Origin of the sequence: Tepidimonas sp. HKU78 (assembly GCF_049860815.1) — a bacterium.
Classification (GTDB): Bacteria; Pseudomonadota; Gammaproteobacteria; order Burkholderiales; family Burkholderiaceae_C; genus Tepidimonas.
In genome coordinates, this window is sequence record NZ_CP187547.1 from 1,743,473 (window position 1) to 1,770,369 (window position 26,897).

Sequence of the window (26,897 nt, forward strand, 5' to 3'; positions counted from 1 at the left end):
CCATGACCGAAACCGCTGCCCAACGCCAGATTCGCAAACTCCAGCGCGCCATCGTCGATGGCCTCGAAGACGTCAAGGCGCAAGACATCCAGGTGTTCAACACCGAAGCCATCACGCCGCTGTTCGAGCGCGTCATCATCGCCAGCGGCACGTCCAATCGCCAAACCAAGGCGCTGGCCGCGAGCGTGCGCGACAAGGTGGCCGAAGCCGGGTTTGCCAAACCCCGCGTCGAAGGGGAGGACAATGGCGAGTGGATCATCGTGGACTGTGGCCAGGCCGTGGTGCACGTGATGCAGCCCGCCATCCGGCAGTATTACCGGCTGGAGGAAATCTGGGGCGGCAAGCCGGTGCGCCTGCGCAAGGCGCCGCCGTCGGCGGCGCCGCGGGCCGCGGCCGAAGCCACCCCTGCCGCAGCGCCTCGGCGCCGCCGCCGGGTGGCCGACGACGCGGCATGAAGTGGCACCTGCTGGCGGTGGGACAGCGCCTGCCGGACTGGGCCGAAGCGGCCTATGAGGACTACGCCCGGCGCTTGCCACCCGAGGTGCGCATGCACCTGCGCACTGTCAAGGCAGAGCCGCGCGGCGGCGGCAAGGCCCCCGAGGCCCTGATGGCGGCCGAGCGCCAGCGGCTGGAGGCGGCCTGCCCCAAGGGGGCCCGGCTGGTCGTGCTGGATGAGCGCGGCGAGCGCTGCACCACGGTCGAGCTGGCCGCGCGCCTGCGCCAGTGGCAACTCGACGGCATCGACGTCGCGTTCGTCATCGGCGGCCCCGACGGGCTGGACCCGGGGCTGCGGCAGGCCGCCCGCTGGCGGCTGCGCCTGTCGGACCTGACGTTACCGCATGCCCTGGCGCGCGTGCTGCTCATCGAGCAGTTCTACCGGGCCTGGTCCATCAACACCGGACACCCCTACCACCGCGAATGAGCCACGTCCCTCCCTCGCTTCCCGCCGACGGTCGGCCCTGGGTCTATCTCGCTTCGCAAAGCCCGCGACGGCGGGCGCTGCTCGAACAGTGGGGGGTGACCTGCGTGCCGCTGTTGCCCGACGCCAGCGAAGACGCCGAGGTGCTCGAAGGTGTCTTGCCCGGCGAGGCCCCGCTGGCGTACGTGCGCCGGGTCACCCGGCTGAAGCTGCGCGCGGCCGAGGCGCGGCGCCGCCAGCGCGGCTGGCCGCCCGGTGTGGTGCTGTGCGCCGACACCACCGTGGCCGATGGCGGCGACATTTTGGGCAAGCCTGCGGATGCCGCCGACGCGACGCGCCTGTTGCAGCGCCTGTCGGGGCGCCGTCACCAGGTACTCACCGCGGTGGCGCTCGCCTGGGCGGGGCGCGAGGCGCTCGCCGTGAACCGCTCCACGGTCACCTTCAAGCCCTTGTCGGCCGAGGAAATCGACGCCTACGTCGCGACGGGGGAGCCGTTCGGCAAAGCGGGCGCCTACGGCATCCAGGGGCTGGCTGGTCTGTGGGTGCGGCGCATCCAGGGCAGCTACACCGGCATCATGGGCCTGCCCGCCTACGAAACCGCCGAACTGCTGCGCCGCGCTGGCCTGCGCCTGCTGTAAGCTGATGCGCCATGATGGCCTCGCACGACATCCTCATCAACTGGTCGCCGCAAGAAACCCGCGTCGCGCTCATCGAGCAGGGCGCGGTGCAGGAAGTGTGGCTCGAGCGCTCGCTCGAGCGTGGCCTCGTGGGCAACATTTACGTCGGGCGCGTGCAGCGCGTGTTGCCGGGCATGCAGTCGGCGTTCATCGACATCGGGCTGGAGCGCACCGCCTTTTTGCACGTGGCGGACTTGTTGCCGCAGATTCAGGCCCGCCACGGGGGCGGGCGCACCGGTGAGACCGAGACAGGCGCCGTCCCGCCCATCGAGCGGCAGGTCTTCGAGGGGCAGTCGATCCTGGTGCAGGTGCTCAAGGACCCGATCGGCAGCAAGGGCGCGCGCCTGACCGCCCAGATCAGCATCGCCGGACGGCTGCTGGTCTTTTTGCCGCACGACGCGCACATCGGCGTGTCGCAAAAAATCCCGCACGTGCAACGCGAGGCCCTGCGCCAGCGCCTGCTGACCCTGGCGGGCGAGGGCGGCGGTGGGTTCATTTTGCGCACCAACGCCGAAGACGCCAGCGACGAGGAGCTGGCCGACGACATCGCCTACCTGCGCAAAACCTGGGCCCGCATCCGCGAGCGCGCGGTGCAGGTGGCGCCGCCCGCGCTGCTGTACGAGGAGCTGAGCCTGACGCAGCGCGTGCTGCGCGACCTGGCCGGGCCGCAGACGCGCTCGATCCAGGTCGACTCGCGCGAGCAGTTTGCCGCACTGCAGGCGTTTGCGCAGGAGTTCACGCCGCAGGTGGCCGAGCGGCTGGTGCTGTACCGCGGCGAGCGGCCCATTTTCGAGCCCTACCACGTCGATGAGGAGATCGAACGCGCGCTGGGGCGGCGCGTCGATCTGAAGTCCGGCGGCTATCTGGTGTTCGACCAGACCGAGGCGCTGACCACCATCGATGTCAACACCGGTGGCTTCGTCGGCGCGCGCAATTTCGACGACACCGTCTTTCGCACCAACCTGGAGGCGGCGCAAGCGATCGCGCGCCAGTTGCGATTGCGCAACCTGGGCGGCATCGTCGTCATCGACTTCATCGACATGGTGCGCGACGACCACCGCGAGGCGGTGCTGGCCGAGCTGCGCAAGCAGCTCGCGCGCGATCGGGTCAAGACCATGATCGGCGGGTTTTCGCAGTTGGGGCTGGTGGAGATGACGCGCAAGCGCACGCGCGAGTCGCTGGCGCAAATGCTGACCGAGCCGTGCCCCGCGTGCGGCGGGCGCGGGCGGGTGCGCACCACGCGCACCGTGTGCTATGACATCTTGCGCGAGATCTTGCGCGAGGCGCGTGCGTTCGATCCGCGTGAGTTCCGCATCATCGCCGCGCCGCAGGTGATCGAGCGTTTCCTGGACGAGGAAAGCGCCCACCTCGCGGGCCTGTCGGACTTCATCGGCAAGCCCATCTCGTTGCAGAGCGAAAGCGGCATGACGCAGGAGCAATACGACATCGTGCTGTTGTAGGCGCTGCCCGCACCCGGTCGCGGCGGGGTCAGGTTTCGGGTTCGGTCCCGCTCTCGCCGTCGTCGATCCAGCCCGCACGCCCCCGCGCATGCAGCCGCGCGTACAGGCCCCCGGTGGCCAGCAGCTCGGTGTGGGTACCCTGCTCGACGATGCGGCCCTCTTCCAGCACGACGATGCGGTCGGCGTGCTCGATGGTCGAGAGGCGGTGCGCGATGACCAATGTCGTGCGGCCCGCCATCAGGCGGGCCAGCGCCTCCTGCACCAGGCGTTCGGATTCGTTATCCAGGGCCGAGGTCGCTTCGTCCAAAATCAGTACCGGGGCATCTTTGTAGAGGGCGCGCGCAATCGCCAGCCGCTGACGCTGCCCGCCGGAGAGTTGCGCCGCGTTGTGGCCCACCACCGTATGCAGGCCCTGTGGCAGCGTCGTCCACCAGTCGCCCAGGTTGGCCGCCTCCAGCGCCGCCCGTGCGCGTTGCTCGTCGGGATGGTCGTCGCCCAGCGCCACGTTGGCCAGCACCGTGTCGTTGAACATGACGACGTCCTGGCTGACCATCGCAAACTGTCGACGCAGGCTGCGCAAGTCCCAGTCGCGCACATCCACGCCGTCCAGCCGGACCACCCCCCGGCTGGGGGACACGAAGCGCGGCAACAGGTTGACCAGCGTCGTCTTGCCCGCCCCGGAGGGGCCAACCAGTGCCACCACCTCACCGGGCGCGATGTCGAGCGACACGCCGCGCAGCGCCGCCCCCGGCCGCCCCGCAAACCGCACCCACACCCCCTCCAGCGTGAGGCGACCGCGCGCGCGTCCGCCATCGTGGCCGCCGCCGTGCTGGGCCGGCGCGTACTCGATGAGTTCGATGCCGCGCTCCAGCGCCGCCAGCCCGCGCGTGATCGGGGTCGCGATGTCGGCCAACTGCCGGATCGGGGTGATGAGCATCAGCATCGCCGTCACGAACCCGACGAAGCTGCCCACCGACACGCCGCCGGCGGCCTGGTGCAGCGCCACCATGATGACGGCCGACAGAGCCGTGGCAGCCAGGATTTGCGACAGCGGCGTCATGGCCGCGGCGGCCACCGTGCTCTTGAGCGCCAGCGAACGCAGCGCCCGGTTGAGCCCGGCAAAGCGGCGCTCTTGCTGCGCTTGGGCGCCATGCAGCCGCACCATGCGGTGCGCCAGCACGTTTTCTTCCACCACGTAGGCCAACTCGTCGGTGGCTTGCTGGCTGCGCCGCGTGACTTGGTACAGCCGCCGCGACAGCGCCTTCATGCCCCACGACAGGGGCGGGAACATCGCCAGCACGATCAGCGTGAGCTGCCAGTTGAGCCACAGCAAATAGGCCAGCAGCGCGGCGATCGTCAACACCGTGCGCACCAGCGTCAGCAGCGCGCCGACCAATTGCGCCGCGCCGTTTTGCACTTCGTAGACCACGGTGTTGGAAAGACGGCTGGCGTTTTGATCCGCAAACAGGCGCAAGTCGGCCTCGCCCAGGCGCTCGAACATCGCTTGCCGCAGCGCCAGCATGCCGCCGTTGGCGGTGTAGGCCAGGCCGTATTGCGCCACGAACGTGGCCACCCCGCGCACCGCAAACAGACCGATGAGGGCCACTGGCACCGACCACAGGGGCAGACCGCCGCCGATGAAACCCTCGTCGAGTAGCAGCTTGAGCAGCGCAGGGATGGCCGGTTCGGTCGACGCCGCCAGCAGCGCACCCACGAACGCCATGACCAGCCCCGCGCGCGCCGGGCGGAAGTATGGCCACAGCCGCCACAGGCGCCGCGCCATGGTTTGCGAGGCCGCAGGGGGCACGGTGGTTTGGGGGTCCGGAGTCGGGTTCGGCAAGGTCGAGCGGATCGGATGCCCAGGCAGGGGCGGGAACTTTCTTGGCGGTGCGACCCACCCAGGATCGTCATCCGCGTTCCGGTATTATCGACCGTGGCCTCGCCAATGCGCGCCGCAGGCAGGCGGGCCGTCGTTTTTTAGCTTCGTTTGCTTGTTCATGACGTCCATCCATTCCTCGTTCGTTGGAGCGTCGTTTCGCCCACCGGCAGGCCCGCTGCCGTCCTGCTGCCTGGGGCCCACGCGCCGCCGTTGGTTGGCCATGACTGCCGCCGGTACGCTGGCGGCAGTCAGCGGCTTGGCACGCGCCCAGTTTCGTGTCGAGGTCACCGGCGTGGGCGTGCCGCAGATTCCATTTGCCGTGGCGCCATTTGCCGTGCCCGCGGGCCTGCCGCAGGACGTGGCGGCCATCGTCGCGGCCGATCTGGTGCGCAGCGGGCGGTTGCGCCAATTGCCGGGTGGCACCACGGTGCTGGACGAGATGGCCCGGCCCGATCTCGCGCCCTGGCGTAGTCAGGGAGCGGATGCCCTGCTCACTGGCAGCGTGCGTCGGCTGGCCGACGGACGGTTCGACGTGCGGTTCCGGTTGTGGGACGCGGTGCGCGGCACCGACCTGGGGGGACTGAGCTATCCCGTGGGCGCGGCCGACCTGCGCCTGGCCGCGCACCGCATCGCCGACTACGTGTACGAGAAGCTCACTGGCGAGCGTGGGGTCTTTTCCACCCGCATCGCCTATGTCAGCAAAAACGGCGAGCGCCACCAGCTGTGGGTGGCCGATGCCGACGGCGAGAACGCCCAGCCCGCCTTGACGAGCCGTGAGCCCATCATCTCGCCCGCCTGGTCGCCCAATGGCGCGCAGTTGGCGTACGTCTCTTTCGAGGCGCTCAAGCCCGTGATTTATGCGCACGACATCGCCACCGGTCGCCGGCGGCTGTTGGCGAGTTTTCGGGGCTCCAACAGCGCGCCCGCCTGGTCGCCCGACGGGCGTCGGCTGTACGCCACGCTCACGCTGGCCGGCAGCTCGCAGATTTACGCGCTTGACCTCGACGGCGGCGCGCCGCAACGCATCACGCAAACGGGCGGCATCGACACCGAACCCGCGTTCGCGCCCGACGGCAAGGCGGTCTATTTCGTCAGCGACCGCGGGGGCTCGCCGCAGATCTACCGCATGACCCCCGACGGACGCGAGGTCACACGCGTCACCTTCGAGGGCAGCTACAACGTCTCGCCCGCGGTCAGCCCCGACGGGCGGCACTTGGCATTCGTTTCTCGCATCGGGGACGCTTTCCGGCTGCGGCTCATGGACCTGTCCAGCGGTACCGTCACGTCGTTGACCGACACCGCCGCCGACGAGAGCCCGAGCTTTGCCCCCAACGGACGCCTCATCATGTATGCCACCCGGGTGCAGGGCCGCGAGTCGCTGATGACGACCACGCTCGACGGTCGCATCAAAACGCGACTGGCTGCCAGCGGCAACGTGCGTGAGCCCGACTGGGGGCCGTTCCCCGCGTGATCTGCTGATTTTTTTCCGTTTCACTTGTTCCCTTCCCATCCACTGTTTCGGCCATGAAATCTCTGTCCACCACGGTTCGTCTTTTCCCGATTCCCCGTCTGGGCGCCGCCCTGCTGGCGGCTGCCGTACTGGCGGGCTGCTCCAGCGTCAAGCTTGATGAAGCAGCGCCGGTCACCGACCGCACGCCAACGCCCGTGAGCCCGGCCGGTGCGGCGGGTGCAGGCGCGGGCTCGGGCGCGGCGGGTGCCTCCGTGGACGGCCGCACCGTGGTGCCGGTGCAAACCTCACAGCCCGGACAGGCCCAGCCGCCCGCCAACGTCGAGCGCGTCATCTACTTCGACTTCGACTCGTACACGGTCAAGCCGGAGTACATGGCGACGCTGGAGGCGCACGCGCGTTTCCTCAATGCCGACCGCCAGCGCCGCGTGGTGCTGGAAGGCCACACCGACGAGCGCGGCACACGCGAATACAACCTGGCCCTGGGCCAAAAACGCGCCGACGCCGTGCGCCGTGCTCTCGCGCTGCTCGGTGTGCAAGAGTCGCAGATGGAGGCGGTCAGCTACGGCAAAGAAAAACCCGCGGTCGAGGGTAGCGGTGAAGCGGTGTGGAGCCGCAACCGCCGCGTCGAGCTGCAATACCGGTGAAGATGGCCATGATGCGTTCGCGCTTTTCGGGTTGCGGCCTGCGCGGTGCCGCGGCGGGTGCGCTGGCCGCGGTTTGGCTCGCCGTCGCCACGCCCGCCCATGCGATTTTCAGCGACGACGAGGCGCGGCGCGCCATTCTGGATTTGCGCGCTCGGCTCGAGGCACAGCGCCAGACGCTGGAGACCCAACGCCAAGCGCTCGAAGCCGCCGAGCGCCAGTTGCAGGAGCTGCGCGCCGGTGGCGACGCCGCGCGGCGGGGCACGCTCGACGTGGTCAACCAAATCGAGGCGCTGCGGCGCGAGTTGGCCGAACTGCGCGGCCAGCAGGAGCGCCTGGCGCGCGACGTGGCCGACGTCCAGCGCCAGCAGCGCGACGCCCTAGCGGCGTTCGATGAGCGGCTGCGCGCACTGGAGCCCATCAAGGTCAGCGTCGAGGGGGTCGAGTTCACCGCCCGCCCGGACGAGAAGGCGGCGTTCGAGGCCGCGATGGCCGCCCTGCGGGCCTCCGAGTTCGCCCGCGCGGCGCAGGCCTACGCGAGCTTTCTGGCACGCTATCCCGACAGCGGCTACGCTCCCCTGGCCCTGTACTGGCGCGGCAATGCGCTGTATGCGGCACGCGACTACGCCGCCGCCATCCAGAGCTACCAGCGGCTGCTGGAGCAGTTTCCCAAACACCCGCGGGCGCCCGAGGCGATGCTGGCCGTGGCCAGTTGTCAGCTCGAGCTCAAGGACGCGAAAGCGGCGCGCGCCACGTGGCAGGCACTCGTCGCGCGCTACCCCGACTCCGAGGCCGCGGCCACCGCACGCGACCGCTTGGCGCGTCTGCGCTGACGCCCATGCCGCCCGCGCGGCCATGGCGCAGCGCGGCGCCGGACGTAGGGCCGTAGAATCTGGCCCTCTACCGAGCGCAACACCATGGATTCTGCGGCTTTTCAATCCCTGTATCACACCGTTCTCGGGGCAGCGTTCGTCGTCTCGGCCCTGTTTGGTGCCATCGCGCACCGCACCCACTTTTGCACCATGGGCGCGGTCAGCGACATCGTCAACATGGGCGACTGGACGCGCATGCGCATGTGGATCATGGCCATTGGCGTGGCCATGGTGGGGTTTCATGGTATGGCCGCAGTCGGCTGGATCGACCCCACACAAACCATTTACTACAGTGGGCGCGTGATTTGGCTGTCGGCCCTCGTCGGTGGCGCGCTGTTCGGCTTTGGGATGGTGCTGGGGTCTGGGTGCGGTAGCAAGACGCTGGTGCGCATCGGGGGGGGGAGCCTGAAGTCCGTTGTCGTGTTTTTCGTCATGGGCGTGGCGGCGTTTGCGACGCTGCGCGGCATCACCGCCGTGCTGCGGGATCGCACGGTGGATCGGATCGCGTTCGAGATGCAGCCCGGCAGTCCGCTGTCGCTCTGGCTGGCAGCGCACCTGGGTTGGTCGGCCACGGCAGCCCTCTGGATCGGTGTCGGTGTGGGGTTTGCGCTCATCGTTTGGGCGGCTTGGGATGACGGCGTGCGCCGCTCGTCCCAGGCGTGGCTCGCCGGTCTGGGCATCGGCGCGACCGTCGTGGCCATGTGGTGGGTGACGGGACATTTGGGCTTCGTGCCCGAGCACCCCGAGACGCTGGAGCCCGTCTTCGTGGCCACCAACAGCGGTCGCATGGAGGCGCTCACCTTCACCGCCCCCATGGCCTATACGCTGGACTGGTTGATCTATTTCAGCGACCAAAACAAGGTGCTGAGTCTCGGCGTGGTCTCGGTTCTGGGTGTGGTGGCCGGGGCGCTGGCACACGCACTGGCCACGCGCACCTTCCGTTGGGAGGGCTTCGCGGGCACGCGTGACACCGCGCTGCATCTGGTGGGGGCGCTGTGCATGGGGGTGGGCGGTGTCACCGCCATGGGCTGCACCATTGGGCAGGGCTTGTCCGGTGTCTCGACGCTGAGCCTGACCAGTGTCGTGGCCTTCGCAGGTATCCTGCTGGGTGCCGTCGCGGGTCTGCGGCTCCAGCTGTGGTTGTTGGAACGCGAGTGAGCGCCGAGCCGTCTGCCACCGAGATCGGACAGGGCGCGGCTGACTTCGAACGCCGCTTTGGCGGCTTGCGTCGACTGTACGGGCCGGGTGGGGCGCAGCGCATCTTCGACGCCCACGTGATCGTCGTCGGCATCGGCGGTGTCGGTTCTTGGGCCGCGGAGGCACTCGCGCGCAGTGGGGTGGGGCGCATCACCCTCATCGATCTGGATCACATCGCCGAGTCGAACACCAACCGCCAGATCCATGCGCTCGAGGGCAGCTACGGCCAGGCCAAGGTCGAGGCCATGCGCGCGCGTATCGCCGCCATTCACCCCGGCTGCCACGTGCTGGCGATCGACGACTTCGTCACGCCCGACAACTGGCTCTCGTTGCTGGCGCACGCTCGTGCGCAGCAAGGCATGCAGGGGCCGCTGGCCGTCATCGATGCCTGCGATCAGATGGCGGCCAAAGTCACGCTGGCCGCCTGGAGCCGGGATGAGCACGTGCGGTTCGTGACCGTGGGCGCGGCCGGCGGCAAGCGTCGGGGCGAGCAGGTCGAAATCGCCGACATCGCGTTCGCCACCCACGACCCCCTGCTGGCGCAGCTGCGGCAACGCCTGCGCAAGGCGCACGGCGCGCCGCGCCAGGGTGCCATCGGGGTGACCGCGGTTTTTAGCCGCGAGGCCGTGCGGCCACCCGATGCTGCCTGCATGGCGGCAGGGATGCCGGACGGCTCGCTCAACTGCCACGGCTACGGCTCTAGCGTGGCGGTCACCGCTACCTTTGGCCTGTGCGCCGCGGGTTGGGTGATGGATGCCATCGCTAGCGATGCCTGAGCGCCTTACGCGGCAAAAACGCTTGAAATTGTTGCTATAATGTGAGCTTTCGCGCGGTGCAGTAGAGAGCTGTCGCGAATGAGGGGTCGTTAGCTCAGTCGGTAGAGCAGCGGACTTTTAATCCGTTGGTCGCAGGTTCGAATCCTGCACGACCCACCAGATAAATCAAAGGGTTGCGCAACGTTTCCCGTCGGCTGCGGGTTTCTTGCGTGTCCAAGCTGTGACCGACGCCCTGTTTACCCGGGTGAATTGGTTGCTGCCGTGAAGGTCAGATCCCAGAAAGATCCGCTCAGGGCTCGGCCGTATTCTCCCCCACCAAGCGCTCGGGCTGTGTGTCGCTGCCCCACAGCCGGGCGATCACAGTGCCGGTCTGCGTGAGGTCCCCGCTGGTCCAAAAGCGCACCATTCCCCCTCGTGGGCGGGAGTTGAGTAGCCCGGCTTCGGTCAGCCGGCGCGCCAGTTCACGCGCCACGGCGGGGGCGGGGTCGAGGATCGCGACGGACGGACCCGCGATGCGTTGAATGACGGGCAGCAAGAACGGGTAGTGGGTGCAGCCCAGCACCAGGACGTCGGCACCGGCATCCAGCAGCGGTTGCACGCGGTCGGCCACGGCCGCTTCGGTATCGGGACCGTCCAGTTCGCCGCGCTCGACGCGCTCGACCCAGCCGGGACAGGCTTGGCGCAGTACCTGCACACCCGCCGCGTACTCGGCGATGAGGCGGGTCAGCCCTGGGCTGGCGACCGTGTTGCGCGTGGCCAGCACGCCAATGACGCCGCTGCGCGTCAGCGCAGCCGCGGGTTTGACGGCCGGCTCGATGGCCACCAATGGCCACCCGGGGTGCTGCGCGCGCAGGGCCTGAATGGACAGGCCCGTGACGGTGTTGCAGGCCACCACGACCGCCTTGCACCCCGCACGCCGCAGTTGCCGCAGGATGTGTTCAGCCCGCGCCTGTACGAAAGCTGGAGGCTTGTCGCCATAGGGCGCATGGCCCGAGTCGGCGACGTAGATGAGGTCTTCGCCGGGCAGCAGGCGGTGGATTTCGCGCAGTACCGACAAGCCACCGACGCCGGAGTCGAAGACGCCAATCGGGGCCTCGGCGGGCGCGAGGTCAGGAGCCGTCGTCATGGACGGTGGGGTGCGGGCGGTTCAGCCAGCCAGCGCGCCCTTGACCGCAGCGGATACCTGCGCCATGTCGGCCTGCCCGGCGAGCTCGGCTTTGGCCAGCGCCATGACTTTGCCCATGTCCGTGGGCGTGGGCGCGCGACCCAAATCGGCCGCGACACGGGCGACGATGCCCTGGACGGCGGTGGCAATCGCCGCGGCATCCAGTCGTGCGGGCAGGTAGGCTTCCAGCACGGCGGCTTCGGCGCGTTCTTGGTCCGCCAGATCGGTGCGACCCGCTTGTTCATAGGCGGCGATCGAGTCGCGGCGCTGCTTGAGCAACTTGTCCACCACCGCGACGACGCCGGTGTCATCCAGCGTGGTGCGCTCGTCCACTTCCTTCTGCTTGATGGCGGCCAGCAGCAGTCGGATGGCGCCCAGGCGCGCGCTGTCTTTGGCGCGCATGGCGGCTTTCATGTCGTCGGTGATGCGGTCTTTCATAGACATGGCAGGGTCGCTCCGTATCAGCGGTGTCGATACCAATACGCAAGCCCGCCGGAGCGTCCTCGGGCGGGCTTGGGGGTCGGCGCAAGCCGAGTGGGGTGGCGCCCCGTTCAGTACAGGCGCTGCGGCAGCTGTTGCGAGCGCACACGCTTGAGGTGGCGCTTGATAGCGGCTGCCTTTTTGCGCTTGCGCTCGGCGGTGGGCTTTTCGTAGAACTCGCGGGCGCGCAGCTCGTTGAGCAGGCCCAGCTTTTCGATCGTGCGCTTGAAGCGGCGCAGGGCGACGTCGAACGGTTCGTTGTCTTTAACGCGGATGGTGGTCATTGGCCAATGGTTTCCGAAAGTGCGCCAGGGGCCGCACGTGGGGAAGATCAGACCCGACGGGGCTTGCCTGGCAAGGGTTCCTCGTCGACAAGGTGATCACGGCAGACGAGGCTTTGCCAGCAAAGACCAGTATTATAGCAAGATCCATTTGGGCAGAGGAGGGCTCGAGGATGTTCGATTCGGCCGAGATCGGTCACCGCATCGATCGCGCGACCTACAAGGCAGAGGTGCCGGCCTTGCGCGCCGCATTGCTCGACGCCCAATATGAGCTGTTGCGCCGTGCCGATCGGGCGGTGGTGGTGCTCATCAACGGTGTCGATGGGGCAGGGCGCAGCGAGACGGTCAACACGCTCAATGCCTGGATGGACCCGCGCCACATCCGCACGGAGGCGTTCGATGCCATGACGCCGGAGGAGCGCCGCTGGCCCGAGATGTGGCGCTTTTGGCAGGTGTTGCCGCCCAAAGGGCGCATCGCCATGCTGTTCGGCTCATGGTACACCGACCCCATCCTAGCACGGGTGATGGGTGACGACGACGCCGACCGGTTTGTGCACCGGCTCGAGCGCATTCGCCAGTTCGAGCGCATGCTGGTGGCCGAGGGGGTGGTGCTGGTCAAGTTCTGGTTCCATCTGTCCAAGAAAGCAGCCAGGCGGCGCTTGAAGGATTTGGCGGCCGACCCTCGCACGGCGTGGCGCATTGGCCCGCGCGAGCGCGAGCACCTGAAGCACTACGACGAATTCATCGAGGCCAGCGACGAAGCGTTGCGCAAGACAAGCCTGGGCGAGGCACCCTGGATCGTGATCGAGGGCAGTGACGTGTGCTATCGCGAGCTGACCGCCGGGCGGCATCTGCTGTCGGTGCTGCAGCACACGGCCAAGCCAGCCCCGCCCACGCCGCCCCTGCCGCCCAGCGTGATCGAGACGGGCACGGATGACGTGACGTTGCTGCGGGCGCAAGACTACAGCCGGCGCCTGCCGCGCGAGCGCTACGACCGGTTGCTCGAGCGCTGGCAGGGCCGCTTGAATCTGCTCAGCCGCGACGCGCGCCTGCGCGAGCGCTCGCTGGTGGTGGTGTTCGAAGGCATGGACGCGGCGGGCAAGGGCAGCACCATCCGGCGCATCACGCAAGCGCTCGATGCACGCTTTTATCGGGTGGTGCCGGTGGCCGCGCCGAACGAAAACGAGCGCGCCCAGCCCTATCTGTGGCGCTTCTGGCGCTACATTCCGCCCCATGGTCGGGCGGTCATCTTCGACCGCTCCTGGTACGGCCGGGTATTGGTGGAGCGGGTGGAGGGCTTTTGCAGCGAGGCCGACTGGATGCGCGCTTACGGCGAGATCAATGCCTACGAGGAGGAGCTGGCCGAGGCGGGCGTGATCATCGTCAAGTTCTGGCTGGCCATCACGCCTGAGGAGCAGCTTCGGCGCTTTCGCGAGCGCGAGACGACACCGCACAAGCAGTTCAAGATCACCCCCGAGGATTGGCGCAACCGGGAAAAGTGGCCCGCCTACGAGCGCGCGGTGCAGGACATGGTGGATCGCACCTCGACCCGGGTGGCGCCATGGCACATCGTGGCGTCGGACGACAAGCTGTGGTCACGCATCGAGGTGCTGCGCACGCTGTGTCAGCAGGTCGAGGCGGCGTTGCAGCGGCAGCCGCGCAAGCACGGGGTCTAGCCGTCCGCAGCCAGGGCGGGCAAGCCATGCCGCGCGCGGGCCCGCGCGCACGCGTCGCTGCCGGCCTCGAACTCGCGGCACGGTGACGGGCGCCACTCGTAGATGGCACAGGCGACGCGCTCGCCGAGTGTGCCCGTCAGCGCCGCACAGCGCGGTGGCCAGTGATCGGTGCCGCGCATGCGCACCGTGGCACCTGCCACCTCCACCACCAAGCCATCGGGGACACTGCCGCCGCACGAGGCGGTTTCGTAAACGGAGAAGTCGACGCGAAAATGGGCGCAGCACGCGCCACAGCGCAGGCAGTCGCTCATGGGCGTCCGATGGGGGCGACGGGTGTTTCAGGCCAGGCGGCCCAGCAGCAAATACTCCATCAAGGCCTTTTGCACGTGCATGCGGTTTTCGGCTTCGTCCCAGACGACGGACTGAGGTCCATCGATCACCTCGGCCGCGACCTCTTCGCCGCGGTGGGCGGGCAGGCAGTGCATGAACAAGGCGTCCGGCTTCGCCACCGCCATCATGGCCGGGGTCACGCACCAGGCGGCAAACGCTTGCTTGCGCACCTCGTTTTCGGCCTCGAAGCCCATGCTCGTCCACACGTCGGTGGTGACCAGGTCGGCGCCACGGCAGGCGTCCATCGGGTCGTCGAACACCTGCCAGAAGTCGCCCGGCGGCACACCGGCCACCGCGGGGTCGACCTCATAGCCGCGGGGCGTGCTGATGTGCACGCGAAAGCCCAGAATCTGCGCCGCTTGCAGCCAGGTGTTGGCCATGTTGTTGCCGTCGCCCACCCAGGCCACGGTGATGCCGCGCAGCGCCGCGGGGTCGATCGAGCCGTCGGCACGTCGGCCGCGGTACTCCAGCCAGGTGAACAGATCGGCCAGGATCTGGCAGGGGTGAAACTCGTTGGTTAGCCCGTTGATGACGGGCACGCGCGAGTGTGCGGCAAAGCGCTCGATCTTGCTTTGCTCGAAGGTACGGATCATGACGAGGTCGACCATGCGGCTGATGACGCGCGCGGTGTCCTCGATGGGCTCGCTGCGGCCAAGCTGGCTGTCGCCCGTGGTCAGGTGCACGACGGAGCCACCCATCTGGTACATGCCCGCCTCGAAGCTCACGCGCGTGCGCGTGCTCGCCTTCTCGAAGATCATGGCCAACGTGCGGTCGGGGTCGGCAAATGGCTGGTAGCGTTCGACCGCCTTGAACTTGTGCTTGACGAACGCCGCGCGCACGAACAAATACGCGTATTCGTCGGCGGTCAAGTCCTTGAACTGCAGGTAGTGTTTCATGCGCTCGTCTCGTTCAGGAAGGCCCGCACCTGCGGCACCAGTTTGGCCACGATTTCGTCGGCTTCGGCGTGCGTCAGAATCAACGGCGGCACGAGGCGGATCACCCGCTCGGCCGTGACCGACAGCAACAGGCCGGCCCGCGCACACCGCTGCACCAAGTCGCCGCACGGGCGGTCCAACTCGATGCCCAGCATCAGCCCTTTGCCGCGGATCTCGCGCACGCCCGGCACCCCGTGCAGCGCCGCCCACAGTTGGGTGTGCAGATGGGTGCCGACCTTGGCCGCGTTGTCCAGCAGCCCCTCGTCTTCCATGATGCGGATCGTCTCCAGCCCCGCGCGCATGGCCAGCGGGTTGCCGCCGAACGTGGTGCCGTGGTTGCCCGGCTGAAAAATGTGGGCTGCCTTGGGGCCCGCAACCACCGCGCCGATGGGCACACCCGAGCCCAGCCCTTTGGCCAGCGGCATGACATCGGGCCGGATGCCGGCCCATTGGTGCGCGAACCATTTGCCCGTGCGCCCCATGCCGCACTGAACCTCGTCGATCATGAGCAGCCAGTCGTGCTCGTCGCACAGCGCGCGCACGCCGGCCATGTATTCCGGCGACAGCGGGTGGACACCGCCTTCGCCCTGGATCGCCTCGAAAAACACCGCCACCACGTTGGGGTTGCCCGCGGTGGCCGCGCGCAGGGCATCAAGGTCGTTGATGGGCACGCGGATAAAGCCCTCGACCAGCGGCTCGAAGCCCGCTTGCACCTTGGGGTTGCCCGTGGCCGACAGGGTGGCGATCGAGCGGCCGTGGAAGGCTTTTTCGTATACGACGATTTGGGGGCGATCGATGCCCTTGTCGTGGCCGAACTTGCGCGCCAGCTTCAGCGCCGCCTCGTTGGCCTCCAGCCCAGTGGAGCAGAAGAACACCTTGTCCAGCCCGCTGCGCTCGCACAGCGCGGCGGCCAGCGGCTCGGTCAGCGGGTGGTGGTAGTAGTTGCTGATGTGGATGAGTCGCTCGACTTGCTCTTGCAACGCCTTGACCAGGCGCGGGTGGGCGTGGCCCAGCGTGTTGACCGCGATACCCGCCAGCGCGTCGAGGTACTCGCGGCCCTCCACGTCCCAGACACGACAGCCGCGCCCATGCGACAGCATGATGGGCACGCGGGCGTAGGTGGACATCACGTGGGGTTCGGCAGGAGCGTTCATGGGCGTGCGGGTTTTGATTTGGGGTGAGAAATGCCAGCGGGCCAACGCTGGATTCTAGTTCTTGTCTCTGCAGCGGGGTTGCCGTCGGGTGCGTCAAGTCTTATATAAGATACAATACTTGTCAGGCGACGGGAGCGATCCTCGCGTTGCCGCGGCCCCCGCGCGGGAGCCGAAGTCCACCCCAACCATGGCCGCTTGCCCACCGGCAAGGGGCCCATTCAGCGCGATGGTCACGCCCAACGCCCAACAAGTCTTCATCCAGGGGGTCACCCGCAGTGGCCGGACGTTTCGTCCCAGCGATTGGGCCGAGCGGCTGGCGGGTGTCATGAGCCCGTTTCATCCCCAAGCCGGGCAGGGGCCTGGCGGGCACCTGCGCTATTCGCCTTGGGTGATTCCCACCGTCGTCAATGGCATCAAGTGCGTGGTCGTCGACCGGGCGTTGCGCGATTACGACGTGCGGGCATGGGACTTCGTGATGGGGTTCGCGCGCGACAACGACTTGGTCGTGACCGAGGCGTGCCTGCTGCCCGAGGCGCCGTCGACCGAGTCGTCGGCGGGGCGTTCGCGCTGACGCGGGCGTGGGGGATGCGCGCCGCGGCGGCGGGTGCGCGAGCGACCCTCCCAATGGAAACAGGCCGCCGGGCTGTCGCCTCGGCGGCCTGTTCGGTGCGGCTTTGCTGGCAGCGCACCCGGTCCAAACGGCGGATGGGCGGTGGCTGGCGGCCACCGGCATCCGGGCGGGGGGTGTGTCGCCGTCAGGCGGCAGCGGTGGCCAGGGCCTTGACCTTCGCCGACAGGCGGCTCTTGTCGCGGGCGGCCTTGTTTTTGTGGAAGATGCCTTTGTCGGCGATGGTGTCGACGATCGACTGCATCTGGGCGAACAGCGCGGTCGCCTGGGCCTTGTCGCCAGCGGCGACGGCCTTCTCGACCTTCTTGATCGCGGTGCGGTAGCGCGAGCGCAGCGAGCTGTTGTGCGCGTTCAGCTTGGTGTCTTGACGGGCGCGCTTGCGGCCGGAGGCCAAGCGCGGGGACTTTTTGGATTTGCTTGCCATGAATCGTTTCCTGTGGGGTTGGTGGATGTTGCCAGCAAAGTCCTCCATTATAAGGCGCGCAAGAATTTCTTGGGGCTGGCGTTTGCGCCGAAGCGCAAGCATTCATCGATTGACCGAAGTCAAGTGGGTGCAAGCTTGTTCGGGCATACTTCGACGCGCGCGTGGATCTCGAGAGTGGTCGGTGCGTGCCGTGCCGTCCGAGATCCGGTTCGTCCATCGTTTGCGTTTTCCGATTTCGCCATGTCTGTGACCTCCAACGTGTCCGCGCCCGAGGCGTCCCAACCCATTCCTCCGGGGCAGCCGCTGCCCCACCGCAAGGTCATCCGCAGCTGGATCACACCGCTCGGCGAGCGCCGCACGGCCATCGCCATCGCCTTGTTGCTGCTGGATTGGGCCATCTTCGCGGCGTTGATCGCGGGGACGATCGTGTTTGAGGCGTGGTGGGCCAAGCTGTTGTGCGGGTTGGCTGCGGGCTTCGTCATCGGGCGGCTGTTCATCATCGGGCACGACGCCTGCCACCAGAGCTACACGCCGCACCGCGGCTTGAACAAGGTGCTGGGTCGCATCGCGATGATTCCGTCGCTGACGCCCTACAGCCTGTGGGAGGTCGGCCACAACGTGGTGCACCACGGCTACACCAACCTCAAGGGAGTGGACTTCGTCTGGGCGCCGCTGACCAAGGCCGAGTTCGACGCGCTGTCGCCCGGCCGCCGTCTGCTGGAGCGTATCTACCGCAGCGGCTGGGGCCCCGCGCTGTACTACTTCATCGAGATGTGGTGGCTGCGCATGTTCTTCCCGCGCAAGACCTATATGGGCACGCGCCGGCCTGAGTTCTTCTGGGATGGCGTGTTCGTGCTCGGCGTCGGGCTGCTGTGGATCGGCGGCATGGTCTGGGCGGCGCTGGCCACGGGGCAGTCGGTGTGGCTGCAGGTGGTCATGGGCTTCGTGGTGCCCTTCGTGTTCTGGAACGCGATGATCGGCTTCGTGGTGTACGTGCACCACACCCACCCGGCGGTGCAGTGGCACGACGACAAGGCCGCCTGGGCCAAGGCGGCGCCGTTCGTGTCCACCACGGTGCACCTGGAGTTCCCGCTACGCGTCGGTGCGCTGATGCACCACATCATGGAGCACACGGCGCACCACGTGGACATGAGCGTACCGCTGTACAAGCTCAAGCAGGCCCAGAAGAAGCTGGAGGACATGCTGCCCGGCCGCATCATCATTCAGCGCTTCAGCTGGCGCTGGTACTTCGATACGGCACGCCGCTGCAAGCTGTACGACTTTACGCGCCGCTGCTGGACCGACTTCCAGGGCCGCCCCACCAGCGATCCTGCACCATCGTACGCCTGAGTGGTGGGCCGGACGTTGTCGCTGCGCAGCAGCCATCGGCCACGGGGGCGCCGGCCGCCATGGCATGGCGCATTTGGCGCCGCCTGTGATGCGGTGCGACAATAGCGCCCGATGACGCACGCTTTTTCCGAATTGAATCTGGCCGATCCCCTGGCGCGCGCCGTGGCCGAGATGGGCTATACGGCGATGACGCCCATACAGGCGCAGGCCATTCCCGTCGTGCTGCAAGGGCGCGACGTCATGGGCGCCGCGCAGACCGGCACCGGCAAGACGGCGGCGTTTTCGCTGCCGTTGCTGCAGCGGCTGTTGCGCCATGCCAACACCTCCACATCGCCGGCGCGCCATCCGGTGCGCGCGCTGGTGCTGCTGCCCACGCGCGAGCTGGCTGACCAGGTGGCGCAGCAGATCAAGCTCTACGCCAAATACACCCCGCTGCGCTGCGCCGTGGTGTTCGGCGGCATGGACATGAAGCCACAGGTGGAAGAGCTGCGCAAGGGCGTAGAGGTCTTGGTGGCCACGCCTGGCCGCTTGCTCGACCACATCGAGGCCAAGACGGCCGTACTCAACCAAGTCGAGTATGTGGTGCTGGACGAGGCGGACCGGATGCTCGACATCGGGTTTTTGCCTGATCTGCAGCGCATCTTGTCGTACCTGCCCAAGCAGCGCACGACGTTGCTGTTTTCGGCCACCTTTTCGCCGGAGATCAAGCGCCTGGCGGCCAGCTACCTGCAAGACCCGGTGGTCATCGAGGTCGCGCGTGCCAACACCACGGCCTCGACCGTGGAGCAACGCTTTTTCCGCGTCGAGGAAGAGGACAAACGCCAGGCGCTCAAGCAGCTCTTGCGCGAGCACCAGGTGACGCAAGCGTTTGTCTTCGTCAACAGCAAGCTGGGCTGCGCGCGACTGGCGCGTGCGTTGGAGCGCGACGGGTTGCGGGTGGCCGCACTGCACGGCGACAAGAGCCAGGACGAGCGCCTCAAGGCGCTGGACGCGTTCAAGCAGGGGCAGGTCGATCTGTTGGTGTGTACCGACGTCGCCGCGCGCGGGCTCGACATCAAGGATGTGCCGGCGGTGTTCAACGTCGACATCCCGTTCAACGCGGAAGATTACGTTCACCGTATCGGCCGCACGGGTCGCGCCGGTGCCTCGGGGTTGGCGGTGTCGTTCGTGAGTGCCAAGGATGCCCGTCTGCTGGCCGAGATCGAAAAACTCATCGGCCGCAAGGTCGAGGTCGAGCCGTTGGACATCGACGACGAGCGCCGCTCCCGTGCGCGGCCGCCGCGCAGTGCCGAGGGGGCGCGCGCAGCGGCCTCGGCGCCCGCTCTTGCGGAGCCGACACGCGAGAGGATTACGTCTGGACCGGCAGCCGCGCGCCCGGCGCGTGCGGCGTCGACGCGCCGTGCCCCCGCCGATCCGCTGCTCGACCAGCCCTATGAGCCATCGCTGCCGCCGGACGTCCGTCCGGATTGGGAACAACCCGTCAAGGCACCGGCGCCGAAGGGTTTGTCCGCGTACATCCGACCCAAGCGCAAAGTGGCAGCGCTGTTGCGCGTCCCGCAGGCAGTCGCTAGCCCTCCCGCCCCGGCACCCGCGCCTGCGGACACGGTATCTGGATGATTTCCACACCAGCGGCGGTTCCCGGTGGTGTGTCGTCGGGCAGCCGTGCGGCGCTCAACGAACCTCCCCACACACAGCCCGTGTCCAGCGCCAGTAGGTCGGGCCGCTGCAGCAGGCCCAGCGTGGACCAGTGGCCGAACGCGATTGGGGTATCGGCGCTGCGCCGCCCCGGCACGTCGAACCATGGTACATAGCCCGGGGGCGCGTCGGCGGCGCCATCCTTGGTCGCAAACTCCATGTGTCCGTCGGGCGTACAAAAACGAAGCCGGGTCAGCGCGTTGACGATGACGCGCCAGCGTGCGGGCCCGTGCAGCGTGTCGTCCCAGGCGGTGGGCGTGTTGCCATACATTTGGCGCAGCCACTCGGCCACGTCCGCACCGCGCAAGACCTGCTGCACCTCGGCTGCCAGTGCCAGCACTTGCTGCGCCGTCCAGGCGGGCAGCACGCCCGCGTGCACCAGCAGCCAGCCGCGCTCCATCAACGCCAACGGCCGCTGTCGCAGCCAGTCCAGCAGCGCTGCACGGTCGGGGGCGTTGAGGATGGCGTCCAGCGTGTCGCTGCGGTGCGGCACGCGCACCCCGGCCGCCACTGCCAGCAGATGCAGGTCGTGGTTGCCCAGCAGGGTGTCGGCCGCGTCGTCGAGCGCGCGCAGCCGCCGCAGCACGGCCAGCGAGTCGGGGCCGCGGTTGACCGCATCGCCCAGTAAGACGAAGCGATCGCGGCTCGGTGAAAAGCCCACCTCCGCCAGCAGCTGCCCCAGCGCGGCGTCACACCCCTGGACATCGCCAATCAGGTAAAGTGCCATCGGACAGATTATGGACATCCTGCTGATCGTTTTCCTGACGCTGCTCAACGGGGCGTTTGCGATGTCGGAGCTGGCCCTGGCGGCCAGCCGTCGGGCGCGGCTGTCGACGTTGGCCGAGGCCGGCGACCGGGGCGCACGCACCGCGCTGCAGCTGCTGGACAACCCGACGCAGTTCTTGTCTTCGGTGCAGGTGGGCATTACCTCCATCGGAATGCTCAACGGCATCGTTGGAGAGGCCGCGTTCAGCGACGACCTGGCGGCGTGGCTGATGCGCTGGGGATGGTCCGAGGTGACCGCGTCGGTGTCGGCGACGGCCATCGTCGTCGTGGCGATCACGTTTTTGACCATCGTATTCGGCGAGCTGGTGCCCAAGCGAATTGGCCAGCTGTACCCAGAGGCGGTTGCCCGGTGGGTCGCGCGGCCGATGGCCGCCGTGGCACGGGTGGCCAAGCCGTTCGTGCTGTTGCTCTCAGCCACCACGCAGGGGGTGCTGCGTTTGCTGCGGATCGACACGGACGTTGCCCAAACCGTGACCGAGGAAGAAATCCACGCCAGCCTGCGCGAGGGGCTCGGTGCGGGTGTGATCAAACGGCAGGAGCACCGCATGGTGCGCAACGTGCTGGCGCTCGACGAGCGTCAGCTCAGCAGTTTGATGGTGCCGCGCTCGGACATCGATTGGCTGGACGCTGGTCAGCCATTGTCGGTCGTGCTGGAGCGGGCCCGTCATGGGGGGCATTCGTGGTACCCAGTGTGTCGTGGCGGGCTGGACGACGTCACGGGTGTGGTGCATTTGTCGCATTTGATCGCGTTGGACGAGATGGGGGGACGCGAGCAGGACTGGTACCGGGATGCGCGTCCGGCGGTGTTCGTGCCGGAGACCTTGACCGCGCTGGACCTGCTAGAGCAGTTTCGCGCACGCGCCATGCGCATGGTATTCGTGGTGGACGAGTACGGCGAGGTGCAGGGGCTGCTGACGCCGCTGGACGTGCTGGAGGCGATCACGGGCGAGCTGTTCAGCGCCGAGCCGCACGACGCGTGGGCGACGCCGCAGCCGGATGGGTCGTGGTTGTTCGACGGCGCCATGCCAGCGCACGAGTTCAAGTCGCGCCTGGACATCGCGGCGCTGCCCGACGAGGAACACGACCGCTACGCCACGTTGGCGGGGCTGATGCAAACGGTGGCCGGCGCGCTGTTGCAGGTAGGCGACGCGGTGGACGTGGCGGGCTGGCGCCTCACGGTGCTGTCGATGCAGGGCCGGCGGATCGACCGCGTGCGCGCCGAGCGGCTGCCGGCTGACGAACCTGGGCCAGCGCCTGCTCCCGATGCGCGTACAGCCAGTCCTTGAACGCGGCTGCGGCCGGTGACAGCCGCTTGCCGCGCGGCGTGACCACGTACCACTGCCGCAGCAGTGGAAAGCCCTGCACGTCCAGCTGCACCAGCTCGCCCAGCGCCAGCTCGGCCACCACGGTGTGCGCCGACAACACCGCCAGCCCCAGGCCACCGGCGACGGTCTGCTTGATCGCCTCGTTGCTGCCGACTTCGAGGCGCGCCCGCGGCGTGACGCCCACCGCCTCGAAAAAACGCTCCATCGTGGCGCGCGTGCCACTGCCCGGCTCGCGCAGGATGAAGGGCTCGTCGGCCAAGCGCCGGGGGTCGATGTGGCGCTCGCGCGCCAGCGGATGGTGGGGCGGGGCCACCAGCACTAGCGGATTGTCGGCGAACGGCTCGCACTGCACGTCCCAGTCTTGTGGGGGTTGGCCGAGGATGTAGAGATCGTCCTGATTGGCGGCCAGCCGCTGCAGCAGGGCGTCGCGGTTGCCCACCACCATGGCCACGTCGATGCCGGGGTGCGCGGCCGCAAAGCCGCCCAGAAACTTGGGCACCACGTATTTCACCGTCGTCAGAATGGCCAGGCGAACGCTCCCTTTTTCGATGCCTTGCAGCGCGGCCAGATCTTCTCCCAGGCGGCGCAGACGCTCGTCCACATCCGTGGCGGCCTCGGCCAGCATGCGCCCAGCGGCCGTGAGGTAGATGCGTCGCCCGATCTGTTCCACCAAGGGCTGCCCCACCGTCTCGGCCAACTGCTTGACCTGCAGCGACAGGGTGGGCGGCGCTAGGTGCAGCGCCTCGGCCGCGCGCGCGAAGCTGCCGTGCGTGGCGACCGCGTGGAAGATGCGCAGCTGATGCAGGGTCAGGTGACGGGGGTTCATAAATTTATAAAAGTAAAAGATTAGGCTTTGAATATTTTACTTTGACTTTCCTTGGCGCTCGCCTATAGTCCGAACAGCCCCGAGGCAACGGGTTCGCCCAACCACCATGAGATCCGAGGAGTGAGCATGGCCGTCAAAACGTACAACGCTGGCGTCAAAGAATACCGCCAGACCTATTGGATGCCCGACTACACCCCCTTGGACACCGACCTGCTGGCGGTGTTCAAGATCGTGCCGCAGCCGGGGGTAGATCGCGAGGAAGCGGCAGCCGCCGTGGCGGCCGAGTCGTCCACCGGTACCTGGACGACGGTGTGGACCGACTTGCTGACCGACCTGGACTACTACAAGGGCCGCGCTTACCGTATCGAGGACGTGCCCGGTGACGACACCGCGTTCTACGCCTTCATCGCGTACCCGATCGACCTGTTCGAAGAGGGTTCGGTGGTCAACGTGTTCACCTCGCTGGTGGGCAACGTGTTCGGCTTCAAGGCCGTGCGCTCGCTGCGCCTGGAGGACGTGCGCTTCCCCATCGCCTACGTCAAGACCTGCGGCGGGCCGCCCAACGGTATTCAGGTCGAGCGCGACATCATGAACAAGTACGGCCGTCCGCTGCTGGGCTGCACCATCAAGCCCAAGCTGGGACTGTCGGCCAAAAACTACGGCCGCGCGGTGTACGAGGCGCTGCGCGGGGGGCTGGACTTCACCAAGGACGACGAGAACGTCAACAGCCAGCCGTTCATGCGCTGGAAGCAGCGCTTCGACTTCGTGCAAGAGGCCACCGAGAAGGCCGAGCGCGAGACCGGTGAGCGCAAGGGCCACTACCTGAACGTGACCGCGCCCACGCCGGACGAAATGTTCAAGCGCGCGGAGTACGCGAAGTCGATCGGCGCGCCCATTATCATGCACGACTACCTGACCGGTGGTTTTTGTGCGCACACGGGGCTGGCCAATTGGTGCCGCGACAACGGCATGCTGCTGCACGTGCACCGCGCGATGCACGCGGTGATCGACCGCAACCCCTACCACGGCATCCACTTCCGCGTGCTGACCAAAGTGCTGCGCCTGATGGGCGGTGACCACCTGCACACCGGCACCGTCGTCGGCAAGCTGGAGGGCGACCGCCAGGCCACGCTCGGCTGGGTGGATTTGCTGCGCGAGTCGTTCGTGCCCGAAGACCGCAGCCGCGGTATCTTCTTCGACCAGGATTGGGGCTCGATGCCCGGTGCCTTCGCGGTCGCGTCCGGCGGTATCCACGTGTGGCACATGCCGGCGCTGGTCACCATCTTTGGGGATGACGCGGTGCTGCAGTTCGGCGGTGGTACGTTGGGTCACCCGTGGGGCAACGCCGCCGGCGCCCATGCCAACCGGGTGGCGCTGGAAGCGTGCGTGCAGGCGCGCAACGAGGGGCGCAACCTCGAGAAGGAGGGCAAGGAAATTCTGACCGCTGCCGCTCAACACTCGCCCGAACTCAAGATCGCCATGGAGACATGGAAGGAGATCAAGTTCGAGTTCGACGTCGTGGACAAGCTCGACGTGCAGCACAAGTAATTCCCCTTCCACCCGAGGAGATCCGCCATGCAGGCCTACAAGCAATCGCTCAAATACGAAACGTTTTCTTACCTGCCGCAAATGACGCCGGAGCAGGTGCGCCGCCAGATCGCCTATGCGCTCGCGCAGGGCTGGAACCCGGCCGTCGAGCACACCGAGCGCGGCACGCCCGCCAAGGAAAGCTACTGGTACATGTGGAAGCTGCCGATGTTCGGTGAGCAGTCGGTCGACGCGGTGCTCGCCGAGATCGAAGCGTGCCACCGCGAGTTTCCCAACCACATGGTGCGCTTCGTCGCTTACGACAACTACGCCCAGAGCCAGGGTCTGGCGTTCGTCGTTTACCGCTGATCGGAGCCCGCGGCTCCACCGTTGGTTTTGTTGTGGAAGGAGTCCCCCATGGACGGGACGGTGGTCAAGGCTGCCCTTTCGGGGCGAGAGCTGGCACGCCAGCGGCGCCAAGCGTTGGCGCAGCTGGGGCGCAATGGCGCTCAACAGGTCCGTGCCGCGATGGCGCACAGTGCGCCGGTAGCGGCGGCGTCGGATGCCGGGTCAGGGGTAGGGTCAGCCGGCTGTGGCTGTGGTGGCACGGGTGGCGCGTGCGGCTGTGCGGGCAGCGACGGTGTGGCGCGCATGCTGGCGGCAGCACGTGAGAGTGCGTCGGCGCCCGACACCAACCAGGTCGCGCGCGCTGTCACCCCGACGGGACGCGCGCTGGCTCAGGCGCGCCGTGCCGCGCTGGCGCGCGACGGCAAGGCGGGACTCACCCGCGTGGCGCAGGCCACTCGGCTGGCGACCACCATGCCGGATCGCGATTGGCGCGAAGCCCTGCAAAAGGGCGCCACCGGTCGGCAGTTGGCCATGCAGCGGCGCACGTTGCTCGCGCTCGCCGGACGCGCCGGCCTGGCCGCATCCACTCAGCCAGCGGCAGCGGTGCGCCCGAGCGGCCGCGTGCGCAAGTCGGCTGAGCAGCGCGCAGCCGCGCACACCGAAGAGGGGCACACCCTGTCGGGTCAGCGTGTCACGGGCACGCAGGTCGAGCGCAGCCAGAAGGTCACGGGCATGGAGTTGGGCACCTGTCGGCACGTGACTGGCACCGAGTATATCGGGCAGGAACAATTCGAGGCGTGGTGCGGCAGTCGCCCCCAGCCGCCGCGGCCCCCCAAGGTCGAGGTAACGCACACCGAAGCGGGCCGACCGGTGACGGGCGTGCATCCCGGGCTGCAGGGCAAGGTCACCGGCAACGAGACCGGCGCCTGTCGCGGCATCACGGGCACCCGCTATCTGGCGGCCGAAGATGCTGCGCTGTGCGAGCAAGTGGCGCCGCGCGCCCCGCACAAGGTCAGCGTCATGTCCTCGCGTGGTGACAACGAGGTGACGGGCACGCCGGTGGGCCGCAGTCCGAAAGTGACCGGCAACGAGGCCGGTGCGCAGCGCCCGATCTCTGGGACGCAGTACGCGCTGTCGGCCCAGGGGCAAGTGGGACTGCGCGCCGGGACGGCGTCGCGTCGTGCGGGCACCGTCGCACCCGAGACGCTCGCGCCGACGGCGCCAGCCGAGGCCGCACCGGCAATGGCCACCGCGATGGCGCCGGCGCAGGAAGCCATGGTCCCTGCGCAGCGCATGCCAGCCGGATTTGCGCTGGCCACCGTGAGTGGCGACAGCCCTGGAGCGGGCGGCGGGCGCATCACCGGCGACGAGCGCGGCGCGTGTGAACCGGTCACGGGCACGCCGTACGTGGGGCCGGACAACCTCCAAGGCGGGTGCACGTTGAGTGGCCGCTGGCTGACGCGCTATCCCGAGCTGGCCGCGACCGACGCCCCGCCGCCGCCCAGCGGGTTCAGCATCCAGCCCCCTGCGCGGCAGGCGTGGGAGCGCCGCCAGCGCATCACGGGCAGCGCCGGCAGCGACGATGCACAGCAGCGTGTCACCGGGCCAGGCATGAAAGCGCATGGCTTGATCACGGGCACGCCCGAGTTTCGCCACGGCGCCGCTACGGGCGCGGCTTGGTTGACACCGGGCTCGACAGCAATGCCGCCCGCCGCCGCGCAGCGGGTCACGGGTGAAGGGGCCGATGCGCGTTCGCTGCGCATCACGGGCGATGCGTGGGGCAGTGAGCGCCGTGTGACCGGCACCGAAGGCACGTCGGCTGCCGTGCGCAACCCGACGCAGCGCGGCATGCCGCGCCCGATGGGCGCGCATGCCCGGCATTTCAAGGCCGTCGCCCATGACGAAGTGCCGCTGAGCCCCATCACGGGCTCCAGTGGCAACACGCCGCGTGGTGCGGTGGTGACCGTCTCCGGTGGGGCACGCGGCTGAGTCCGCCGGCACAAGGATCGACGGCC

Annotated in this window: 26 protein-coding genes, 1 tRNA gene and 1 pseudogene; 18 read left to right on the top strand and 10 right to left on the bottom strand. The window is 68.1% G+C overall.

What is annotated here, in order from left to right; translation table 11 throughout:
• Positions 1 to 2: 2 nt before the first annotated feature.
• The 4 genes and pseudogenes from rsfS to rng form a co-directional block, all read left to right on the top strand.
• Positions 3 to 443, top strand: a pseudogene (gene rsfS / locus ACPYIS_RS08735) (ribosome silencing factor); the annotation flags it as partial.
• Positions 444 to 451: 8 nt separating this feature from the next.
• Positions 452 to 922, top strand: a complete 471-nt coding sequence (gene rlmH, locus ACPYIS_RS08740) for a 23S rRNA (pseudouridine(1915)-N(3))-methyltransferase RlmH (protein ID WP_299021285.1) — start codon at positions 452 to 454, stop codon at positions 920 to 922.
• Positions 919 to 1,557, top strand: a complete 639-nt coding sequence (locus ACPYIS_RS08745) for a Maf family protein (RefSeq protein WP_299021287.1) — start codon at positions 919 to 921, stop codon at positions 1,555 to 1,557. The genes rlmH and ACPYIS_RS08745 overlap by 4 nt, the downstream gene beginning before the upstream one ends.
• Positions 1,558 to 1,571: 14 nt before the next feature.
• Positions 1,572 to 3,056: a ribonuclease G gene (rng, locus tag ACPYIS_RS08750; RefSeq protein WP_424860125.1), complete on the top strand. Its 1,485-nt coding sequence runs from the start codon at positions 1,572 to 1,574 to the stop codon at positions 3,054 to 3,056.
• A gap of 28 nt (positions 3,057 to 3,084) precedes the next feature.
• Here the strand turns inward: rng and msbA are convergent, their stop codons facing one another.
• Positions 3,085 to 4,839 carry a lipid A export permease/ATP-binding protein MsbA gene (gene msbA / locus ACPYIS_RS08755; RefSeq protein ID WP_425974112.1) on the bottom strand — a complete coding sequence of 585 codons (1,755 nt, stop codon included), beginning with the start codon at positions 4,837 to 4,839 and terminating at the stop codon, positions 3,085 to 3,087.
• Between the two features lie 316 nt (positions 4,840 to 5,155).
• Between msbA and tolB the strand changes: the two genes are divergently transcribed.
• From tolB to ACPYIS_RS08785, 6 genes are all read left to right on the top strand, one after another.
• Positions 5,156 to 6,406: a Tol-Pal system beta propeller repeat protein TolB gene (tolB, locus tag ACPYIS_RS08760; RefSeq protein ID WP_425973492.1), complete on the top strand. Its 1,251-nt coding sequence runs from the start codon at positions 5,156 to 5,158 to the stop codon at positions 6,404 to 6,406.
• 53 nt (positions 6,407 to 6,459) lie between these two features.
• Positions 6,460 to 7,050, top strand: a complete 591-nt coding sequence (pal, locus tag ACPYIS_RS08765; protein ID WP_299021291.1) for a peptidoglycan-associated lipoprotein Pal — start codon at positions 6,460 to 6,462, stop codon at positions 7,048 to 7,050.
• An 8-nt stretch (positions 7,051 to 7,058) separates the two neighbouring features.
• Positions 7,059 to 7,880: a tol-pal system protein YbgF gene (ybgF, locus tag ACPYIS_RS08770; RefSeq protein WP_299021293.1), complete on the top strand. Its 822-nt coding sequence runs from the start codon at positions 7,059 to 7,061 to the stop codon at positions 7,878 to 7,880.
• Between the two features lie 84 nt (positions 7,881 to 7,964).
• Positions 7,965 to 9,077: a YeeE/YedE family protein gene (locus ACPYIS_RS08775; protein ID WP_425973493.1), complete on the top strand. Its 1,113-nt coding sequence runs from the start codon at positions 7,965 to 7,967 to the stop codon at positions 9,075 to 9,077.
• Positions 9,074 to 9,892 carry a tRNA threonylcarbamoyladenosine dehydratase gene (locus tag ACPYIS_RS08780; RefSeq protein WP_299021296.1) on the top strand — a complete coding sequence of 273 codons (819 nt, stop codon included), beginning with the start codon at positions 9,074 to 9,076 and terminating at the stop codon, positions 9,890 to 9,892. The genes ACPYIS_RS08775 and ACPYIS_RS08780 overlap by 4 nt, the downstream gene beginning before the upstream one ends.
• A gap of 83 nt (positions 9,893 to 9,975) precedes the next feature.
• Positions 9,976 to 10,051: transfer RNA gene (locus ACPYIS_RS08785), tRNA-Lys, on the top strand.
• A 130-nt stretch (positions 10,052 to 10,181) separates the two neighbouring features.
• Here ACPYIS_RS08785 and murI read toward each other — a convergent pair.
• From murI to rpsU, 3 genes are all read right to left on the bottom strand, one after another.
• Entirely contained in the window at positions 10,182 to 11,018 is an 837-nt protein-coding gene (gene murI, locus ACPYIS_RS08790) for a glutamate racemase (RefSeq protein WP_424859520.1), read from the bottom strand.
• Positions 11,019 to 11,039: 21 nt separating this feature from the next.
• A complete protein-coding gene (locus tag ACPYIS_RS08795) occupies positions 11,040 to 11,501 on the bottom strand; it encodes a GatB/YqeY domain-containing protein (protein ID WP_424894728.1) in 462 nt (153 codons plus the stop codon).
• A gap of 107 nt (positions 11,502 to 11,608) precedes the next feature.
• Complete coding sequence (gene rpsU, locus ACPYIS_RS08800) at positions 11,609 to 11,821, bottom strand: 30S ribosomal protein S21 (protein ID WP_143901936.1); 213 nt, start codon at positions 11,819 to 11,821, stop codon at positions 11,609 to 11,611.
• A 170-nt stretch (positions 11,822 to 11,991) separates the two neighbouring features.
• Here rpsU and pap point away from each other — a divergent pair, with 170 nt between their 5' ends.
• Positions 11,992 to 13,494 (top strand): polyphosphate:AMP phosphotransferase, encoded by a 1,503-nt coding sequence (gene pap / locus ACPYIS_RS08805; protein ID WP_424859518.1) that lies wholly within the window; start codon positions 11,992 to 11,994, stop codon positions 13,492 to 13,494.
• Here the strand turns inward: pap and ACPYIS_RS08810 are convergent.
• Genes ACPYIS_RS08810 through ACPYIS_RS08820 form a run of 3 tightly spaced genes read right to left on the bottom strand, consistent with a single transcriptional unit; the run spans position 13,491 to position 15,973 of the window.
• The gene (locus tag ACPYIS_RS08810) at positions 13,491 to 13,805 is read right to left on the bottom strand and encodes a YkgJ family cysteine cluster protein (RefSeq protein WP_299021319.1); all 315 of its coding nucleotides are present in this window, start codon (positions 13,803 to 13,805) and stop codon (positions 13,491 to 13,493) included. The two genes, pap and ACPYIS_RS08810, sit on opposite strands and share 4 nt — an antisense overlap.
• Before the next feature lie 27 nt (positions 13,806 to 13,832).
• Positions 13,833 to 14,780, bottom strand: a complete 948-nt coding sequence (gene argF, locus ACPYIS_RS08815; protein ID WP_424859517.1) for an ornithine carbamoyltransferase — start codon at positions 14,778 to 14,780, stop codon at positions 13,833 to 13,835.
• On the bottom strand, positions 14,777 to 15,973 hold the full coding sequence (locus ACPYIS_RS08820; protein WP_424859516.1) for an aspartate aminotransferase family protein: 1,197 nt from the start codon (positions 15,971 to 15,973) through the stop codon (positions 14,777 to 14,779). The genes argF and ACPYIS_RS08820 overlap by 4 nt, the downstream gene beginning before the upstream one ends.
• A 226-nt stretch (positions 15,974 to 16,199) precedes the next feature.
• On the opposite strand from ACPYIS_RS08820, the gene ACPYIS_RS08825 reads away from it, so the two are divergent.
• Positions 16,200 to 16,544 (top strand): DUF3579 domain-containing protein, encoded by a 345-nt coding sequence (locus ACPYIS_RS08825; protein ID WP_424859515.1) that lies wholly within the window; start codon positions 16,200 to 16,202, stop codon positions 16,542 to 16,544.
• Positions 16,545 to 16,728: 184 nt separating this feature from the next.
• On the opposite strand, the gene rpsT is transcribed toward ACPYIS_RS08825, so the two are convergent.
• Positions 16,729 to 17,025: a 30S ribosomal protein S20 gene (rpsT, locus tag ACPYIS_RS08830; RefSeq protein ID WP_299019597.1), complete on the bottom strand. Its 297-nt coding sequence runs from the start codon at positions 17,023 to 17,025 to the stop codon at positions 16,729 to 16,731.
• 240 nt (positions 17,026 to 17,265) lie between these two features.
• On the opposite strand from rpsT, the gene ACPYIS_RS08835 reads away from it, so the two are divergent.
• Together ACPYIS_RS08835 and ACPYIS_RS08840 are read left to right on the top strand one after the other, a co-directional pair.
• On the top strand, positions 17,266 to 18,375 hold the full coding sequence (locus ACPYIS_RS08835; RefSeq protein WP_424859514.1) for a fatty acid desaturase: 1,110 nt from the start codon (positions 17,266 to 17,268) through the stop codon (positions 18,373 to 18,375).
• A 111-nt stretch (positions 18,376 to 18,486) separates the two neighbouring features.
• Complete coding sequence (locus tag ACPYIS_RS08840) at positions 18,487 to 19,992, top strand: DEAD/DEAH box helicase (protein ID WP_299019581.1); 1,506 nt, start codon at positions 18,487 to 18,489, stop codon at positions 19,990 to 19,992.
• On the opposite strand, the gene ACPYIS_RS08845 is transcribed toward ACPYIS_RS08840, so the two are convergent.
• Complete coding sequence (locus ACPYIS_RS08845; RefSeq protein WP_424859513.1) at positions 19,943 to 20,797, bottom strand: symmetrical bis(5'-nucleosyl)-tetraphosphatase; 855 nt, start codon at positions 20,795 to 20,797, stop codon at positions 19,943 to 19,945. The two genes, ACPYIS_RS08840 and ACPYIS_RS08845, sit on opposite strands and share 50 nt — an antisense overlap.
• Before the next feature lie 10 nt (positions 20,798 to 20,807).
• Here ACPYIS_RS08845 and ACPYIS_RS08850 point away from each other — a divergent pair, with 10 nt between their 5' ends.
• A complete protein-coding gene (locus ACPYIS_RS08850) occupies positions 20,808 to 22,142 on the top strand; it encodes a hemolysin family protein (protein WP_424859512.1) in 1,335 nt (444 codons plus the stop codon).
• Here ACPYIS_RS08850 and ACPYIS_RS08855 read toward each other — a convergent pair.
• Entirely contained in the window at positions 22,030 to 23,007 is a 978-nt protein-coding gene (locus ACPYIS_RS08855; protein ID WP_299019588.1) for a LysR family transcriptional regulator, read from the bottom strand. The two genes, ACPYIS_RS08850 and ACPYIS_RS08855, sit on opposite strands and share 113 nt — an antisense overlap.
• 126 nt (positions 23,008 to 23,133) lie before the next feature.
• On the opposite strand from ACPYIS_RS08855, the gene ACPYIS_RS08860 reads away from it, so the two are divergent.
• From ACPYIS_RS08860 to ACPYIS_RS08870, 3 genes are read left to right on the top strand one after another with little or no spacing between them, the layout of a single operon-like run.
• Positions 23,134 to 24,555 (top strand): form I ribulose bisphosphate carboxylase large subunit, encoded by a 1,422-nt coding sequence (locus tag ACPYIS_RS08860; protein ID WP_299019590.1) that lies wholly within the window; start codon positions 23,134 to 23,136, stop codon positions 24,553 to 24,555.
• A 27-nt stretch (positions 24,556 to 24,582) separates the two neighbouring features.
• Positions 24,583 to 24,903, top strand: coding sequence for a ribulose bisphosphate carboxylase small subunit (locus ACPYIS_RS08865; RefSeq protein WP_424859510.1), 321 nt, complete (start codon positions 24,583 to 24,585; stop codon positions 24,901 to 24,903).
• Between the two features lie 48 nt (positions 24,904 to 24,951).
• Entirely contained in the window at positions 24,952 to 26,871 is a 1,920-nt protein-coding gene (locus ACPYIS_RS08870; RefSeq protein WP_424859509.1) for a CsoS2 family carboxysome shell protein, read from the top strand.
• The last annotated feature ends 26 nt before the right edge of the window (positions 26,872 to 26,897 follow it).